The organism is Streptomyces sp. NPDC103540 (assembly GCF_055584445.1).
Genome location: NZ_JBVJMA010000018.1, coordinates 22,731 through 39,354, shown reverse-complemented (window position 1 = coordinate 39,354; position 16,624 = coordinate 22,731). Strand labels below are relative to the sequence as shown.

General features: G+C 74.8%; 18 protein-coding genes and 1 pseudogene. 9 read left to right on the top strand and 10 right to left on the bottom strand.

Going from position 1 to position 16,624, the window contains the following annotated elements; translation table 11 throughout:
- Positions 1–66: 66 nt before the first annotated feature.
- Positions 67–1,056 (top strand): AraC family transcriptional regulator, encoded by a 990-nt coding sequence (locus tag ACZ6ZI_RS33490; protein WP_469527318.1) that lies wholly within the window; start codon positions 67–69, stop codon positions 1,054–1,056.
- 1 nt (position 1,057) lies between these two features.
- Here the strand turns inward: ACZ6ZI_RS33490 and ACZ6ZI_RS33485 are convergent, their stop codons facing one another.
- Positions 1,058–1,456: a hypothetical protein gene (locus ACZ6ZI_RS33485; protein ID WP_469527316.1), complete on the bottom strand. Its 399-nt coding sequence runs from the start codon at positions 1,454–1,456 to the stop codon at positions 1,058–1,060.
- 177 nt (positions 1,457–1,633) lie between these two features.
- Here ACZ6ZI_RS33485 and ACZ6ZI_RS33480 point away from each other — a divergent pair, with 177 nt between their 5' ends.
- Positions 1,634–2,002, top strand: coding sequence for a PRC-barrel domain-containing protein (locus ACZ6ZI_RS33480; protein WP_469527314.1), 369 nt, complete (start codon positions 1,634–1,636; stop codon positions 2,000–2,002).
- Positions 2,003–2,228: 226 nt separating this feature from the next.
- Positions 2,229–3,425, top strand: a complete 1,197-nt coding sequence (locus tag ACZ6ZI_RS33475; RefSeq protein ID WP_469527554.1) for a PP2C family protein-serine/threonine phosphatase — start codon at positions 2,229–2,231, stop codon at positions 3,423–3,425.
- 20 nt (positions 3,426–3,445) lie between these two features.
- Here the strand turns inward: ACZ6ZI_RS33475 and ACZ6ZI_RS33470 are convergent, their stop codons facing one another.
- From ACZ6ZI_RS33470 to ACZ6ZI_RS33445, 6 genes are all read right to left on the bottom strand, one after another.
- Positions 3,446–4,357 carry an oxygenase MpaB family protein gene (locus ACZ6ZI_RS33470; RefSeq protein ID WP_469527310.1) on the bottom strand — a complete coding sequence of 304 codons (912 nt, stop codon included), beginning with the start codon at positions 4,355–4,357 and terminating at the stop codon, positions 3,446–3,448.
- 220 nt (positions 4,358–4,577) lie between these two features.
- Positions 4,578–4,874 (bottom strand): hypothetical protein, encoded by a 297-nt coding sequence (locus ACZ6ZI_RS33465; RefSeq protein WP_469527308.1) that lies wholly within the window; start codon positions 4,872–4,874, stop codon positions 4,578–4,580.
- A gap of 132 nt (positions 4,875–5,006) precedes the next feature.
- Entirely contained in the window at positions 5,007–5,873 is an 867-nt protein-coding gene (locus tag ACZ6ZI_RS33460; protein ID WP_469527305.1) for a hypothetical protein, read from the bottom strand.
- Positions 5,874–5,960: 87 nt separating this feature from the next.
- Positions 5,961–6,638, bottom strand: a complete 678-nt coding sequence (locus ACZ6ZI_RS33455; protein ID WP_469527302.1) for a hypothetical protein — start codon at positions 6,636–6,638, stop codon at positions 5,961–5,963.
- Between the two features lie 120 nt (positions 6,639–6,758).
- A complete protein-coding gene (locus tag ACZ6ZI_RS33450; RefSeq protein WP_469527299.1) occupies positions 6,759–7,679 on the bottom strand; it encodes an NAD-dependent protein deacetylase in 921 nt (306 codons plus the stop codon).
- Positions 7,680–8,011: 332 nt separating this feature from the next.
- On the bottom strand, positions 8,012–9,148 hold the full coding sequence (locus tag ACZ6ZI_RS33445) for a glutamate--cysteine ligase (protein ID WP_469527296.1): 1,137 nt from the start codon (positions 9,146–9,148) through the stop codon (positions 8,012–8,014).
- Positions 9,149–9,470: 322 nt separating this feature from the next.
- Here ACZ6ZI_RS33445 and zwf point away from each other — a divergent pair, with 322 nt between their 5' ends.
- Together zwf and ACZ6ZI_RS33435 are read left to right on the top strand one after the other, a co-directional pair.
- Complete coding sequence (zwf, locus tag ACZ6ZI_RS33440) at positions 9,471–10,946, top strand: glucose-6-phosphate dehydrogenase (protein ID WP_469527294.1); 1,476 nt, start codon at positions 9,471–9,473, stop codon at positions 10,944–10,946.
- Between the two features lie 19 nt (positions 10,947–10,965).
- Complete coding sequence (locus ACZ6ZI_RS33435) at positions 10,966–11,301, top strand: hypothetical protein (protein WP_469527292.1); 336 nt, start codon at positions 10,966–10,968, stop codon at positions 11,299–11,301.
- Between the two features lie 9 nt (positions 11,302–11,310).
- Here ACZ6ZI_RS33435 and ACZ6ZI_RS33430 read toward each other — a convergent pair whose 3' ends face one another.
- Complete coding sequence (locus ACZ6ZI_RS33430; protein ID WP_469527290.1) at positions 11,311–11,712, bottom strand: peptidase inhibitor family I36 protein; 402 nt, start codon at positions 11,710–11,712, stop codon at positions 11,311–11,313.
- A gap of 324 nt (positions 11,713–12,036) precedes the next feature.
- Here ACZ6ZI_RS33430 and ACZ6ZI_RS33425 point away from each other — a divergent pair.
- From ACZ6ZI_RS33425 to ACZ6ZI_RS33410, 4 genes and pseudogenes are all read left to right on the top strand, one after another.
- Positions 12,037–12,696 (top strand): annotated as a pseudogene (locus tag ACZ6ZI_RS33425) (lysophospholipid acyltransferase family protein); the annotation flags it as partial.
- 147 nt (positions 12,697–12,843) lie between these two features.
- The gene (locus ACZ6ZI_RS33420; RefSeq protein ID WP_469527286.1) at positions 12,844–13,218 is read left to right on the top strand and encodes a hypothetical protein; all 375 of its coding nucleotides are present in this window, start codon (positions 12,844–12,846) and stop codon (positions 13,216–13,218) included.
- A gap of 221 nt (positions 13,219–13,439) precedes the next feature.
- Positions 13,440–13,787, top strand: coding sequence for an ArsR/SmtB family transcription factor (locus ACZ6ZI_RS33415; RefSeq protein WP_363058695.1), 348 nt, complete (start codon positions 13,440–13,442; stop codon positions 13,785–13,787).
- A gap of 89 nt (positions 13,788–13,876) precedes the next feature.
- On the top strand, positions 13,877–14,329 hold the full coding sequence (locus ACZ6ZI_RS33410) for a hypothetical protein (RefSeq protein WP_469527284.1): 453 nt from the start codon (positions 13,877–13,879) through the stop codon (positions 14,327–14,329).
- 54 nt (positions 14,330–14,383) lie between these two features.
- Here ACZ6ZI_RS33410 and ACZ6ZI_RS33405 read toward each other — a convergent pair whose 3' ends face one another.
- Positions 14,384–15,796, bottom strand: a complete 1,413-nt coding sequence (locus ACZ6ZI_RS33405; protein ID WP_469527281.1) for a HAMP domain-containing sensor histidine kinase — start codon at positions 15,794–15,796, stop codon at positions 14,384–14,386.
- The gene (locus ACZ6ZI_RS33400; RefSeq protein WP_363058635.1) at positions 15,793–16,518 is read right to left on the bottom strand and encodes a response regulator transcription factor; all 726 of its coding nucleotides are present in this window, start codon (positions 16,516–16,518) and stop codon (positions 15,793–15,795) included. The genes ACZ6ZI_RS33405 and ACZ6ZI_RS33400 overlap by 4 nt, the downstream gene beginning before the upstream one ends.
- Positions 16,519–16,624 lie beyond the last annotated feature (106 nt).

Genomic DNA, 16,624 nt, shown 5'->3' with positions numbered 1-16,624 from the left:
CCGCCTACGCTGGTACCGCGCCGCTCCCGCGTGCCGCGCCCGCCGCCCCGGAGGACGTCCACCGCCATGCACCAGCCGCCGCCGCGGCCCCGCCCGTCGGGCGCGGGCGAGCACAGCTTCACCACCACCGAAGTGGACGTCGCCCGCGACTGGTTGAGGGCGGCCTACGGGACGAGCCTGCGCATGCGGGCCCCCGCGCCCCACACCCCCTTCCGGTACGCGCGCGACAGCGCCGGCCCCGTCGCGCTCAGCACCCTGGACCTGCCCACGGAGTACTCCTACGCCACGGACCCCCTCGGCGCCGTGGCCGTCACCCACGTCGTCGGAGGCCGCATGGTCCGCGAGTGCCCGGACGACGTCACCGAGGCCGGATCCGGAGACGTCCTCGCGATCTCACAACCCCACCTCCCCTACGCGGGCCGGGTGTACCGCGCCGAACTGCGCGCCGTGACCCTCCCGGTGGCCCTGGTGGAGGAACACGCGGGCCGTCCGGTCGGGCACCGCGGTCGCCCGCTGCGCTTCACCCGCTTCACCCCCGTCTCGCGGGCCATGGCCGAGCACTGGAAGAGGACCGTCGCCTACGTCGGCGAGAGCGTCCTGCCCCTGCCACCGGGTGGCGCCCCGCTCGTCGTCGACGCCGCCGCCCGGCTGCTCGCCGCCACCGTCCTGGCGGTCTTCCCCACCGACGCCCGCCCCGACCCCGTGCTCGCGGACACCCGGGACGCCACCCCCGAGACCGTCCGGCGGGCCGTCGCCTTCATCGAGTCGCGACCGGCCTCGGAGATCGGTCCCGCCGAGATGGCGGCCGCCGCCGGCGTCACCCCGCGCGCCCTCCAGTACGCCTTCCGGCGGCACCTCGGCACGACGCCGACCGCGTACCTGCGCCGCGTACGACTGGCCCTGGCCCATGCCGACCTGGTGGCGGCGGACCCCTCGCGGGACACGGTCACGCGGATCGCCGCCCGGTGGGGCTTCCACCACCAGGGGCGCTTCTCCGCCGCCTACCGCCAGGCGTACGGGACCCTGCCGCGCAGCACGCTCGCCGCCTCCCGCTGAGTCAGCACGCGGGACGGCCCGCCCCGTCGCCGGCCCCGTCGGTCGGCCCGGTTCCGGGGCGCAGGACGACGAGGTGCTCCCCGTGCGGGGCGACGTCGAGTCCCGCTTCGCGCAGGATCACGGCGAGGGCCGTCCGCAGCGCCCTGTGCAGCCCCGTCAGGGAGGTGAAGCGGGAGAGGTCCTCCTCGTGGCCGTGGACCTGGACGGTCGGCCGCAGCACCTCGCGGGCGGCCCAGCCCACCACCACCCCCTCGGGCGCCCTCCAGACCCGTAGGCCGTCGCCCTCCAGCGGTGACGTGTCGAAGCCCGCGCGGCGCAGGGCGTCCACGACCCGCTCGTGGTCGTCGACGGGTCGGTCCTCGGGGGGTCCGGCGTCCGCCGGGACCTGTGTGGGGGGCATGGGCCCACTCCAGCGGGCCGCGTGCGGGGGCGAAAGCCGCTGCGCGAAGGCGTCGGGGCGCCGACGGCCGGAAAACGAAGCGGACCCGCGATCGGCCCGTGTGAGAGCGGTGGGCCTGGGCAGGCGCGGGGTCACACAGGGCAGAGGCCTTCACCCGAACGGAAAGGACCACTTCCGATGACCGACCACGTGTGGGGCTACCGCGAGACGTCCGGCCGATCGCAGGACATCGATCTGAGCGGATTCAAGGTCGAGGCCGTCGACGGCTCCATCGGCGAGGTGGACAAGCACTCCGACGAGGCGGGCTCGGCGTACATCGTCGTCGACACCGGCCCGTGGATCTTCGGCAAGGAGGTCCTCCTGCCGGCCGGCACGGTCTCGCGCATCGACGTGGGCGAGGAGAAGATCTACGTCGACCGGACGAAGGAACAGATCAAGAACGCCCCCGAGTTCCACCGCGACACCCACCTCGACCACCCCGGCTACCACGACGAACTCGGCGCCTACTACCGGTCCGGCGACGCCTTCGGCGGCCGTCCCCTCTGACGCTCCGGGCAGCCGGGGAGCCGCACGACCCGACCCGTACGCCCATCCGGCCGTACGGTCGAGGCCGCGGTGTCGGGGACTGTGGGACGCTGGTGGGACCGGCGGTCGGGCCCGGCTCGCGGGGCCGCCGCCCGTACCCGGGTGAGGTGCGGTGAGCCTGAACGATGGAGCCTGTGAAGCCGCCGGAGCCGATGGCCCCGACGGACGCGCCGGACGGGTGCGGGACCTGCTGGCCGGCCTCCTGGAGGCCAGTCACGTCATGTCCTGGGACGAACTCTCGGCGCAGGTCGCCGCCCGGGCCGCGCCGGCCGGCTTCCGCGACGTGGCGATCTACCTGGCCGACCTCCAGGAGGACGTGCTGCGGCTCCTGCCCGGCGGCTCGGGCGAGCGCGAGCTGCCCGTGGCCACGACCGTGGCGGGCCGGGCCTTCCAACTCGTCCGCCCCCTGTCGGTGACCTCCCCCGAACAGCGCGGGACGCTGTGCTGGCTACCGCTCCTCGACGGCACCGAACGGCTCGGCGTGCTGAGGGCGACGGCCGGGGCCGACGACCCGCCGACACGGCGGGAGCTGGGCCTCCTGTCCTCCCTGGTGGGACTCCTCGTCGTCAGCAAGCGCGCCTCCAGCGACACCCACGCCCGCCTGGTGCGGACCCGGCCCATGAACGTCGCCGCGGAGATGCAGTGGCACCTCATGCCGCCCACCACCTACGCCGACCCGCAGGTGGTGGTCGGCGCGGTGCTGGAACCGGCGTACGAGATCGGCGGCGACGCCTTCGAGTACGCGCGGGCCGGCCCCGTCCTCCACCTCGGCATCTTCGACGCCATGGGGCACGACACCTCCGCCGGGGTGACGGCCAACCTGGCGGTCGCGGCCTGCCGCAACGGCAGGCGCCAGGGGCTCGACCTCGCCGAGACCTCGGTCGCGATCGAGCGGGCCCTCATGAACGAGTTCGGCCGACAGCGCTACGTCACGGGGATCCTCGCCCGGCTCGACACCACCACCGGAGCCCTCTCCTGGGTCAACCGGGGCCACCACCCTCCGGTGATCATCCGGGGCGGACGTTGGATGACGAGCCTCCACTGCCCGCCCGCCCACCCGATGGGCACCGACCTCGGTCTGGAACCCACCCTCTGCCGGGAACAACTGGAGCCGGGCGACCGCGTCGTCCTCTACACCGACGGCCTGACCGAGGCCCGCAACGCCGACGGGCAGGAATTCGGCCTCGAAGGCTTCGTCGACTTCCTCGTCCGCCACCACAGCGACGGCCTGCCCGTCCCCGAGACGCTGCGCCGGTTGATGCGCGCCATCGTCACCCACCACGCCGGCTACCTGACGGACGACGCCACCGTCCTGATGGCCGAATGGCTGGGCCCCGAGGGCGGCAGCTCCCTGGCCCGCGACCGGGTGGGGTTCCCCGGGTGACCCGATCCGCAGGACACGACCTAATCGACCCGCCCGGCGTACGCCTCGGGGGTCGGCGGCGGGGGTTGTGCCTGGAGCGCCCAGCGGATCACCGAGGTCAGGGCCCGGCCGGCGGGGCGTACGCACAGGGCGTCGAGCCCCGGCAGGCGGGGCACGCCGAGCAGGTCCCGGCCCCAGGGCGGCAACAGGGCGACGGCGTTCGCCGCGAGGACGGCGTACGGGCCCCGGGCCGGCAGCGGCAGGGGCGGACGCAGCAGGATGAAGCGGGCGGCGTCCCGGGCCTCGCGGGTGGCCCGCAGTTCGGGCCGGTAGGCCTCCAGTCGGGCGGCCAGGGCGGCCCGGTCGCACGGCGGGTCGAGGACCCCGAGGGCGGCGGCGACACGGGCGGTGCCGGCGAGGTACGCGTCGCAGCCTGGGCCGTCGAGGGGGTGGGCCCCGTAGCGCTGGTGCGCCCGCAGGAAGGAGTCGACCTCGGCGGCGTGCACCCACCCCAGCAGGTGCGGATCGGCGGCGCGGTACGGCAGGCCGTCGGCGGTGACCCCGCTGACGCGCTCGTGCACCGCGCGGACCCGCGCGACCGCCCGGTCGGCGTCCGCGGCGGTGCCGTACGTGGTCACGGCGAGGAAGGTGCTGGTCCGCTGGAGCCGGCCCCAGGGATCGCCGCGGTAGCCGGAGTGCGCGGCGACGGCGGCCATGGCCACGGGGTGCAGGGACTGCAACAGGAGCGCCGCCAGACCACCGGTGAACATCGAGGCGTCGCCGTGCACCGCACGCACGGGGCTGTCCGGAGGGAACCAGCGGGGTCCGGGGGTGCCGTGGATCCGGGCGCGGTTCTGGGGGCCCGACGGGCCCGCCACACGGGTGAACAGGCTACGGCCGAGCCGTTCGCGGATCCCGGCGGGAGCGCCGGGGGAGGGGGCGGACGGATTCACCCCTCCAGTGTCGCGCGGACGCCGCGATCGCGGGCCGCGACGGGCCGGGCGTGGCACGGGCCGCGGCGGGCCGCCGCGACGGGCGAGGCGGGGCGTGGCGTACGCGCCGGGCGTGGCGTGGCGTACACGCCGGGCGTGGCGTACGCGCGGGTTCCGGGGAGGGGCGTCGGCCCTGGGCCTCGCCCCGCCCGACCCGCGCACACGCCACGCGCTGGTCGACTCAGTTGCCGATGCCGGCCGTGCCCAGGCCCGAGTTGCCGATGCCGGCGGTGCCCAGGCCCGTGTTGGCGAGGCCCGCGTTGCCGATGCCGGAGTTCAGGACCCCCGCGTTGCCGAGGCCGGTGTTCAGGGCGCCCGCGTTGCCGACGCCGGTGTTGACGAAACCGTGGTTGCCCACGCCGGAGTTGCCGATGCCGGAGCTGCCGACGCCGTCGGCGCAGGCCAGACCGGCACCGCCCAGGCCCAGGACGGCGGCCGTGCCCAGGGTGGCGGTGAGACGGAGAAGATGAGTACGCATTACATACCTCCCGATTTGAGGTCGAACCGCCCTATCTGTAGCACCGCCGGCTCCGTACGCGCCGGCATCCCGCGTGCGGCGCGCCCGTGTCGCGCCGAGTGGAGTACGCGAGTGGGCGCGCGGGTCGTCCGGTCAGCGGCCCCTGCTCAACCCGTACCGGTCGGCGGCGTCCGGATCGCCGACGTAGCGGACGAGTTCGGGGCTGCCGTCGTGGCCCTCCACCCGCCACGCGGGCAGCGAGCAGCCCGCGATCCGGCTGTCGACGCGCTGCCCCCAGGTGTTGCGGAGTCCGGGAGTAAAGGTCCAGGTGCCCGTTCCGGTGCAGGTGCGCGTCACGTCGTCCGCGCTGTCCCCCGGCCCGAACAGGCTGATGCCGGAGGCCGTGACGCGGCCGTCCGCCTCGAAGGTCATGTGTCCGCCCCGCCCGTCGTGCCAGGTGCCGGTCACCGCGGCCGCGGTGATCGACGGCGGCCGGTACCTCGGCACGATGTCGGTCCACAGGGCGAAGGCGCCCAGGAGGGCGATCCCCGCCACGACCGCCGTGCCGCGCTTCGCCACCAGGGCGAGCAGCCCCTCCCGTCGTGGGCGGCCGAGGAGGGCGGCGACGGAGAGGACGGCGGTGGCCACGGCCCAGGCCGTCGTCACCCCGGACCCGTCCGAGCCGCTCCACAGGGCCCACGCCGCCGGGACCGCGAGCACGGCTCCGACGGAGGCGGGCACCCACGCCCAGGAGTCCGCGCCGCCGACCAGGCGCCCGAGGGCGTCGCCGAGCGCCACGGCGGGCAGGACCACCACCAGCGACAGCACCGCGCCCACCAGCGCGGAGATCCAGGTGAGGTGCACCAGCGCCGGCACCACCTCGACGGAGACCCCGCCCAGGTGCGGCGGCACCCGCGTCATCGCGTACAGCACGCCGATCGCGGCCGCGAGCGCCACCTCCAGGCAGAACACCAACGTCGAGACCACCAGAATCCGGCCGAAGGATCGCTTCGTCTCCATGGCCCCCCCGTTCCCGGCATGCCGAAGGGACGCCACCCTCCGCTCGGGGGACGCCTCACCCCATGGTGCCACTCTTCCTGAACGTGTTCAATTATGGGTGGCGTCGGGGAGGGCGCCAGGGGCCTCGACGCGGTAGTGGGACGTCAGGGCCGCCGCGTACGGCTCGGGGACGGACCCCCTGAAGACCAGGGAGAGGTACGTGTCCAGCGCCTGCTCCACCTCCCGGAAGGGCCCGAACTCCGCCCGCCACGCGTCACGGGTGGCCCGGTCGGGAAACCCTTGGAAGACCGCCACCTCGGGGTCCCGTTCGCCCCAGCAGCCCCACTTGCGCGAAGGCCCCGTCAGGGCCACGACGTTCGCCATGATCGTGATCGCGTCCCCGACGTCGTCCCCCTCGTCGAAGCCCACCGCCTCCCAGTAGTCGTCCTCGTGGGCCTCCACGGGCAGCGCCAACGGGGCGAAGGAACAACGGTCGTCGTCCGGCGAGAGAACCAGCAGTTCGACGTACCGGTCGCCGTGCGAGCGCGCCAACGCGCGCAGGGCCGGCCACAGTTCGGGAGTGAGGAGCGAGTCGAAATCGACGAACAGGGAATCTCCCGCATCCTGGCGGAAGACCGGTTCGGGCAGCCGGGCGTCGAGGTCGAAGACCTCGGCGCAGTGCGCACGGATCCCCTCCGGGCCCGGGTGGTCACCGGGGTCGCCCGGCGGGGGAGTGCCGGACCGCGTGCGGTCCGATCGGGCGGCGGCGGTGCGTGGGTCGTGCACGATTTCCTCGACTCCGTCCTTCGTGAGCCGCTGCCCGCGAGGGACGGCGGACGGCCTGCCAGGGCCTGTCGTCGAACTCCCGCCTGCCTCCGGGCGACGACAGGAGTGTGACGACAGGCTCTAGGCGGAGTCCGAGCGTACGTTCCCCCCGGGGGGATCCTCCACGGGGATGCCCAGCCGGTCGGCGATCGAGCCCAGGGCCGATCCGAGGGGGAGTGCGACGCGGGCGCCGGCGTGCCGGTCGCCCCGGGTGGGGTCGCGGTTGACGATGAGCACCGGTTTCCCGGCGCGCTCGGCCTGCCGCACGAAGCGCAACCCGGACATGACGGTCAGGGAGGAGCCCAGGACCAGCAGGCAGGACGCCCCGTCGACCAGCGCGCGGCACCGCTCCACCCTGGGCGGCGGAACGGATTCGCCGAAGAACACCACGTCGGGCTTGAGTACGCCGCCGCAGTGCGCGCACGGCACCACCCGGAAGTCGGCCACCTGCTCGTCGGTCAGGTCGGCGTCGCCGTCGGGATTGAGGCCGGCGGCCACCGGCTCGAAGCCCGCGTTGGCCTCCTCCAGCCGCCCGGCGAGCTCGCGGCGCGAGCAGCGGGCGCCGCAGGACAGGCAGACCACCCGACCCAGGGCCCCGTGGAGCTCCACCACGCCCTCGCTGCCCGCGGCCTGGTGCAGGCCGTCGACGTTCTGGGTGATCACACCCGCGAGCAGCCCGTGCCGCCCGAACGCGGCCACCGCCCGGTGCCCGGCATTGGGACGGGCACGGCCGAACGTGCGCCAGCCGAGGTGGCCGCGCGCCCAGTAGCGGCGCCTGGCCCGGACGTCGCCGACGAACTCCTGGTAGGTCATCGGGGTGTGCCGGCTGAGGCTTCCGCCCTCGCCCCGGTAGTCGGGGATGCCCGACTCCGTGGAGATCCCGGCGCCGCTGAGCACCAGCACGCCGCCCGCGCGCAGCGCGGCGGCGACCGGCTCCACGTCGGTGGTGCCCGGCGGCAGGTCCTCGGCGGGGGTCCAGCTCAGAGTGGGACGCGTGCGCATGCCGCCAGCGTACGAAACGGGAGGAGCGAAGGCACGGGTCCGGCCGGTCCGTCCCGTCCGTCCGCTCCGCCCCCACGGAGCCGGGGCCTCGGCGCAGGACGGCGGCCGCGCGCCGGTGCCCGGGGGGACGGGACACCGGCGCGCGGCCGTCGACCTCGGCGGGTCGCCGCCCCGCTCGAACGGCGACCCGCCGACATGGACGCGTATGACCCCGAATCGAGACCTCAAACGGGGTCCGCGAAAACTTTTCCCCGCGCTCCGCGCTCGGCGCTCGGCGACGCGGCCGCGGCGAGCCGGGTACGACGGGTGGGCCGGGGGCCGGGTGGGCCGGGTCAGCCGTACGACCGGCCCCGAGCGGCCTCGACCCCGGTGTCGCCGGTGGTCCGCCGCGCGCAGTCCCGGACGACGGAGGCGAGGTCCCCCTCCGCCCGCAGCAGCTCCCGCTGCACGCGCGCCCCGTTGCCGTGCTCCAGCAGGTCCGCCACCCCCGCCCGTACGAGGTGCTCGTCGCCGGCGTCGGCCAGGGCGTCCCCCACGTGCCGGCACAGCGCCTCGACGGCCGCCTCGGGCGAGGTGGCCCGCAGCGACCGGGGGTCCAGCAGGGGTCCGTCCAGGCCGGAGCGGCCCGCCTGCCAGGACGCGAGCCGCAGCAGGCCGGTGCTGACCCGGGCGGGCGGCTCACCGGCCCGCCACTGCCGGGCCGCCGTCTCCACGAGCCCCCGTACGAGCGCGGCCAGCAGGACGGGGGTCGAGGCGTCGAGGCACACGTCCGCCACGCGCACCTCCACCGTGGGGTAGGAGGCGGACAACCGGGCGTCGAACCAGAGCATGCCCGCGTCGCGGAGCACGCCCGACTCCACCATGGCCCGCACCTCCGCGTGGTAGCGGTCCGCCGAGCCGAACACGTCGACGGGCCCGGCCGAGGGGAGCCGGTTCCACACCCGGCTGCGGTAGCTCCCGTACAGGGTGTCCTCGCCCTGCCAGAACGGCGAGTTCGCGCTCAGCGCGGTCAGGACGGGGAGCCAGGGGCGGATGCGGTCCAGTACGCCGACGCCCTCCTCGTCCGACTCCACCGACACATGCACGTGGCAGCCGCAGGTCAGCTGCTCCTGCGCGGTCATGCCGAACTGCCGCGCCACCCACGCGTAGCGGTGGCCCGGCGAGATGGAGGGCTGCACGGCCAGCGGGGAGGTGGCGATGGCCGCCACGACCGCCCCGGCCGTCGCGGCGTGCCGGGCGGCCTCGGCGCGCCACCGGACGATCTCCTCGCGCAGCTCGCCCATCTCCGTCACCGGCTTCGTGGCGAACTCGACCTGCTCCTCCTGGAGCTCCGCCTCGAAGGTGTGTTCCCGCCGGTCATCGGCCCCGGCCCGGTCGGCCGCGGCGAGCACGGCCCCCGCCACGGCCAGCGGCGCCCCGGTGTCCGCGTCCGCCAGCAGCAGTTCTTCCTCAACGCCCACGCTCCGCATGCGACCGCCTTCGTTCTCGTTCTCGTGCTTCCGGCTCCCCGGTCTTCCGGTTCCCCGGTGGTCGTCACCGCCTGCCCGACTCCGCCACGGGTATGCCGGGCCGCCGGGGCGGCGGACACCCGACACCGCGCACCAGGACACCGCGCACCAGGACACCGGGAGCGGGGTCGCCCGGGAGCCAGGCGGGGCCGGGGCGACGGCGCCCCGCACCCGAGTGGACGACCCCGGGTGCCGGTCCGGCCCGGGGCCCGCACAGTGGGGCCCTGAGGACGGTACGAACGCCGCCGAGGCGGCGGAGACGGCACGAGTGAGGACGCCCACCATGGCCCAGCCGGACCAGTCCCCCGAACCGCCCCCGGCGGACCACGTCATCGTGTTGTTCGGCGCCACCGGGGACCTGGCCCGGCGCAAACTGCTGCCGGGCCTGTTCCACCTGGCCCGGGCGGGACTGATGCCGGCCCGCTACCGCATCGTGGGCACCGCGCCGGCGAGCGAGGCCCTCACCGACACGGAGTTCCGCGCCCACGCCCGGCAGGCCGTCACCGCGTTCGGACGGGCCCGCCCCGAAGGCCCGGCCTGGGAGGCCTTCGAGGCCGCCCTGACGTTCGGCGCGGCCGACACGGGCGCCGCCGAACCGCTGATGACGGCGGTCCGCGAGGCGGAGGCCGCCCTCGGCGGCGGCCCGCGCCGGCTGTTCCACCTCGCCGTGCCGCCCGTCGCCTTCACCTCGGTCGTCGACCTGCTCGGCGCCACGGGACTCTCCCGGGACGCCCGCGTCATCGTCGAGAAGCCCTTCGGCACCGACCTGGAGTCCGCCCGCGCGCTCAACGCCGCCATCCACGCCGTCTTCGACGAGTCCCACGTGTTCCGCATCGACCACTTCCTGGGGAAGGAGGCCGTCGACAACATCCTGGCGCTGCGCTTCGCCAACGGCCTCTTCGAACCCCTGTGGAACCGCGAGCACATCAGCCACGTGCAGATCGACGTGCCCGAACGGATCGACATCCAGGGCCGCGCCCACTTCTTCGAGGGCACCGGCACCTTCCGCGACATGGTCGTCACCCACCTGTTCCAGCTCCTCGGGTTCGTGGCCATGGAGCCGCCGGTCGCCCTGGAGGCGCAGTCGCTGCGCGACGAACAGGTCAAGGTCTTCCGCGCCCTGCGGCCGGTCGATCCCGCGCACGTCGTCCGCGGCCAGTACACCGGCTACCGGGCCGAGCCGGGGGTGGACCCGGCCTCGGACACCGAGACGTTCGTGGCGCTGCGGGTCGAGATCGACAACTGGCGCTGGGCGGGGGTGCCGTTCCACCTGCGGACCGGCAAGGCCCTGGCCGAGGGGCGGCACGTGGTCACGCTCGGCCTGCGCGAGCCGGTGCTGCGCATGTTCCCGCTGGACGCGCGGGCGGCCGTCGACGGCCGGAGCAACGAACTCGTCATCGACTTCGCCGACCCCGGCTCCGTCACCGCCCGCTTCCTGGTCAAGGAACCCGGGCCGTCGATGCGGCTGGCGGAGGCCGACCTGGTCTTCGGCTACGACACCTCCTTCGCCGCCGCGAACTCCCTGGAGGGGTACGAACACCTCCTGCTGGAGGCCATGCGCGGCAACCAGTCCCTCTTCACCCGCTCCGACGGCATCGAACGCCTCTGGGAGGTCGCGGGGCCCCTGCTCGACGCCCCGCCGCCGGTTCGGCCCTACGCCCCGGGGAGTTGGGGCCCCGACGCCATCGCCGCCCTGGTGGCGCCCTACCGCTGGCACCTGCCCGACCGGCCCGCCGGAGCGGACGCCCCGTCCTCGTAGCCCCGCGCCGGCCACTACGATGCCCGGCGTCCTCGGACTTCCGGGGAGGATCGTCCTCTGGGCGGTGTGCCTGTGGTCGATCGTCTTCGCCCTGTACGGCATCGGGCTGTCGCTCGTCCACGTCTTCCGCACCGCCGACATCCACGAGGTGCTGCCCCCGCTCCTCGCGGGCGTCCTGGTGTGGGAGATGGCCCTGCTGGACGTGGTCACCGGCGCGTACCCCGAAGTCCCGTCCGGCGCCCGGGCGTTGTTCATCCTCGGCGCCCCCGTCACCGTCACGGCCCTGTCCTGGTGGGAGACCCGCCGCCTGCGCCTGCACCACGGCCTGACCATCCGCGACGCCCTGGGCCGCTGACGTGCCCGGTCAGGGCGGCGGGCAGGGGTGGAACCGGTTGGAGCGGACGTTCCCGAACGAGGCGGGCAGCCGTGCGACGCCCTGGTCCGGACGCAGGACCAGGCTCCGCCCCCGGTACTCGGTGGCGTTGTACACGGTGACGCAGCGGGCCTGGAGCCGGCCGTCCCGGCTCCGGGTCCCGGCGCCGTTCCAGACCGAGGCCCCGTCGTTGAAGCCGACGTAGGCCGTCGTCTCCGGGTACCGCGGGAAGTCCTCGGCGACGAGGCTCGCCACGCCCGTGAAGTCCGGGCCCGTCCAGCCGCACATCCAGCCGGGCGGGCAGCCCCCGGCCGGGGCCGGGGCGGGCGCCGCCGGCGCGGCGGGGGCCGGTGTCAGGGCGAGGCAGGCCGCCGCGGCGAGCGCCGCCGCCATGCGCCCCGGGTGAAGGGGGCCGCAGCGGCGCCCGGTGGGCGGTCGCCCGGGCGGGACGGGCTCGGGCACGGGATCACCACCCCTTCGGGAAGGCCGCGCGGCGCGCGAGGCACGGTCGGGGAGTCCCCCGTACCTCCATCGCACCTCCGCCGCGCCTTGATCGCACCACGGGGATCGCACCGGCGGGGCCTTCGCCGTCCGCGTACGGGGACCGGATGAGTACGCGGACCCGTACGGGCTGAGGCGGACGACTCAGGCGGAACGGGCGGGCGGCGGAGAGTCTGGGGACAGCAGTTGCCGCTGTGACGAACGGGGAAGAAAGACATGCTCAGCCGCCTCGCCCACCTCCTGGTACCCACCCTCGGACGCCTGTCCGTCACCACCGCGCCCGACGCCCGCGTACGCCCCGGCAGCGTCGTCGTCGCCAACCACACCTCCCTCGCCGATCCCGCCGTGGTCCTCGCCGCGCTGCGCCGGTGCGGGGTCGAGCCCGTCGTCCTGGCCACCGCCGGCCTGTGGCGCGTGCCCGTCCTGGGCCGCGCGCTCGCCCGCGAGGGCCACGTACCCGTCCACCGGGGGCACCGGCGGGCCGCCGAGGCCCTCGACCACGCGGCGGCGGCGTTGGCCTCCGGCCGGACCGTCCTCCTGTACGCCGAGGGCGGGATCCCCACCCGCCGCGACGCGGCCGAGGCCGCGCCGGAGGCCTTCCGCAGCGGCCTCGCCCGCCTCGTCGCCCGCACCGGAGCGCCCGTGGTCCCCGTGGGCCAGGCGGGAGCCCGGCGCATCACCTCGGGCGGGGTCGCCAAGCAGGTCGCCGGGCTGCTCACGGCGCCGCTGCGGCGACCCGACCTGCACGTCCACATCGGGCGGGCCGTCGACCTGAGCGGGGACACCGCGGCCCGCACGCTCCAGGCGCACGCCGCCGTCACCGAGGCCTGGCGCACGGCCGCCGCCCACCTGCGCGAGCCCGCCGCGCACGCCGCGGGGGAGCGCCGGCGGGGGTGGGAGGAGGGCGAGGGGCGGGATCGAGCCAATTCCCGGGATCGGGCCGTACGGAGCCGAGCGGTCGGTAGCGTCCCGGTACGGAAGATCGGTGCCACGCCCGGCACATGACACCAAGGGAGGACAACCATGGCCAACGTGGAAGTGTCGCTGAAGGAAGCGATGACCTCGATCGAGGGGGCCCTGGGAGTGGCGTTGGTCGACTACGCCAGCGGAATGGCCCTCGGCACGCTCGGCGGCGGCAAGGACCTGGACCTGATGGTGGCCGCCGCCGGGAACACCGACGTCATCCGGGCCAAGGTCCGCACGATGGAGATGCTCGGACTCCAGGACGAGATCGAGGACCTCCTGATCACCCTCAGCAGCCAGTACCACCTGATCCGCCTGCGACGCAGCCGCTCGGGAGGGGGACTGTTCCTCTACCTCGTCCTCGACAAGGGCCGGTCCAACCTGGCGATGGCCCGGCACCAGCTCGGACGCATCGAGGCGCAACTGGAGGTCTAGGCGCGGCGCGTCGTCGGGCCCACGCATGCCCACGAGTTGAAGAGATCTTCAACTCGACACATGTGAAACAGGTCAACTTCCGGTCCGCGGGAACGGGCGGGCAGCGACGATGGGCACCGGTACGACCCACCGACCCGCCCGTGACGACCGGCCGGCGGTCGCGTCCCGGTCCCCGTTCCCGTCCGAGATCGAGCGCGAGGAAGAACAGGAGCGTCGTGGGAATGCAGGTCCCGCTGTACCAGGTCAAGGCCGAGTTCTTCCGGATGCTCGGCCACCCGGTCCGCATCCGTGTCCTGGAACTCCTCCAGGACGGCCCGATGCCGGTACGGGACCTGCTGGCCGAGATCGACGTCGAAGCCTCGAACCTGTCCCAACAACTGGCGGTCCTGCGCCGGTCGGGGATCGTGGTCTCGACGCGGGAGGGCTCCACCGTCACCTACGCCCTCGCCGGCGGCGACGTCGCCGAACTCCTGCGCGCCGCGCGCAGGATCCTCACGGAGATGCTGGCCGGGCGCAACGCGCTGATCGCCGAGCTGGGCGAGGTCGAGGCGGGCCCGGCCCGCACCTAGGCCCCGTCGCCCTCCCCGGGGCGACGGCCGAGGTGCGGCCACCGGGGTGATGGGGGAAGCTGGGCTCGGTACCAGAAGGAGCGTTCCCCATGGACATCGCAGGCAGGACCCGGACGGTCACGGTGTGCGCGGTCACGGCCGCCCTGATCGGCGCGACCGCCACCGCCTCCCTGGCCTCGGCCGCGCCCGCCGTCGAGCCCGAGCCGGTGGTGGCCGTCCTCGACTGTGTCGGGAAACCCCAGGTCAAGCCGGAGGAGTACCTCCTGGCCTGCGGAGACGGGAACAACCGGCTGGTCGGGCTGGACTGGAAGTCCTGGGGGCGGACCACGGCCACCGCCACCGGCACCGACATGGTGAACGACTGCAAGCCCTACTGCGCGGCCGGCCGGTTCCGGGGGTACCCGGTCGAGGTGACCCTCAGCCACCCCGAGAACGATCCCGACCGCACCGACCTGCGCCGCTTCACGCGCATGCGCCTCGTCTTCCCCGAGGCGGCCCCCGCGCCGATCCCGCACGACGTGACCTACAAGATCGTCTGGTGACGGCCCGGACACCCACCGGGCACAGCCCGACCCCCCGCTCCGGGATGACCCGGCCTACGCCGGGGACGCCCCCTGACGCCGGCGGTTGCGGCCGCGGGAGATCCGCGAGCGGTGCCCGGACGGGGCCGGCGAGGCCAGCGCGAACGTCACCGTGATGTGCGCCCCGCCGAGCGGTCCGCGCGCGACGCGCAGGGCCCCGCCCGTCGCGTTCGCGGCCCGGTGCGCGATGTCGAGACCCAGACCCGTGGACCCCGTGCTGCTCCCTCGGGACAGCGCCCGGTCCGGATCCGGGATGCCCGGTCCGCCGTCCTCCACCACCAGCTCCACGGCCTGGGCCGTCCGCACGACCCGCACCCCGAACGCCGTCCCGTCGGGGGTGTGCCGGAAGACGTTGCCGATCAGCGCGTCGATGACGGCGGCGAGGTCGTCGTCCGAGAGGCCGACGGCCGTGGGCTCCTGCGTGAGGTCGAGGGTGCACGGGCGCTGCTGCTGCTCCGCCAGCACGGCCCAGAAGGCGGTCCGCCGCCGTACGACCTCGGCCGCCTCGCAGCGCGGTGCGGCCTTCCCCGACCCGGGGCCCGGGCGCGGTGCGGCCGGTTCGGTGCCGAGCAGGCCCTGACCCATGGGCCCCACGGCCAGCGGGGTGCGCGCCGCGGCGATGATCGCCCGGAGCTCGGCCTCCAGCTCCCCGACGGCCGCCTCCACCCGCGCCGACTCCGGCGTGCCGGCCATGCGTTCCGACGCCAGGTGCAGGGCGGTCAGCGGGGTGCGCAACCGGTGCGAGAGGTCGGCGACCAACTCTCGCTCGACGGCGAGCAGCTCGTTCATGCGGTGCGCCATCGCGTTGAACGCGACGCCCGCGTCCCGCAGCTCCCTCGGGCCCATCGGCTCGACCCGCGCGTCCAGGTCACCCAACCCCAGCGCGTGCGAAGCGTGGGCCAGCCTCTTCGAGGAACGGACCACCTTCGCGCCGAGCCGGTCGGCCACCAGCACCGAGCCGGCGATCAGCCCCACGGCGAGGAAGCACATCACCGCCCACGACTGCGCCACCCCGCGCGTGAGTTCCGCCTCGGGCACGAAGTTCTCGATGACGGCGACCTCGTCGCCCGGAAGCACCACCGGCTGGAGGCAGATCCACCCCTCCGGGACCTCCTGCGAGATCGACTCGCGCCCGCGTTGCGCCCGTTCGAGGAGCGCGGAGGGCGCCTTGGAGCGGCCCAGGGTCCCCGATCCCGGCAGGTGCACGACCAGGTGCTCCGCCGCGTCCAGGCTCGCCACGGACTCCCGCAGCGCGTTCGGGTCCGTGGTCAGGGTGAGCACCGGCGCCAGCGCGGCGGCCCGCTGTTCGGCGGCCGTCACCCCCTGTTCCTTGACCAGCGACATCACCAGGGCGGCCAACGGTATGAGGAAGGACAGGGCGACCATGGAGGTCACCGCCAGCGCCACCCCGGCGAGCGAGCGCCTCAACGCGGTGCCACCAGCTTGATGCCGACCCCGCGCACGGTCAGCAGGTAGCGCGGGGCCGCCGCCCGTTCGCCCAGCTTGCGGCGCAGCGAGGACAGGTGCACGTCGACCGTCTGGTCGTCCACGTACGGCTCGCGCCAGACCTCGGTCAGCAGGCGCCGCTTGGAGACGACCTGACCGCTGTGGTGCGCGAGGAAGGCCAGTAGGTCGAACTCCCGCCGGGTCAGCCGCAGCTCCCGCCCGGCCAGGTGGGCGGTGCGCGCCCCCGGATCCACCGCCAGCTCGCCCACGACGCTGGGGCGCGGCGGTTCGGCGGCCTGCGGGGGCGCCGCCGCCCCGACCGCCCCGCCCGCGGCGGGAACACCGCCGGTGCGTCGCAGGACGGCGGAGAGGCGGGCGAGGAGCTGCCCCCCGGAGAAGGGTTTGACGAGGTAGTCGTCGGCGCCCGCGTTCAGGATGTTGATGATCTCCGACTCGTCGTCGCGGGCCGTGGCCACCAGCACCGGTACGGAGGAGATCCCGCGGATCATCCGCAGCGCGTCCCCGCCGTCCAGGTCGGGCAGCCCCAGGTCCAGCACCACCGCGTCCACGGGCGACTGCGTGACCTCGCGCAGCGCCCCGAACCCGTCGGCGGCGCTGCGTACGGCATACCCCTGTTCCGTCAGTACCTCGATCAGTGACTGGCGGATGCTGGGGTCGTCTTCCACGACCAGGACGCTCGGCATGCGGACACCTTAGACCGTGCCCCGCACGGCCGTTGGCCCGTGGGCCCGCATATCGGACGGGGTGAGTGGAGTCGGATATTCCGGATGGGTCGCGGTCGCGCGGCGC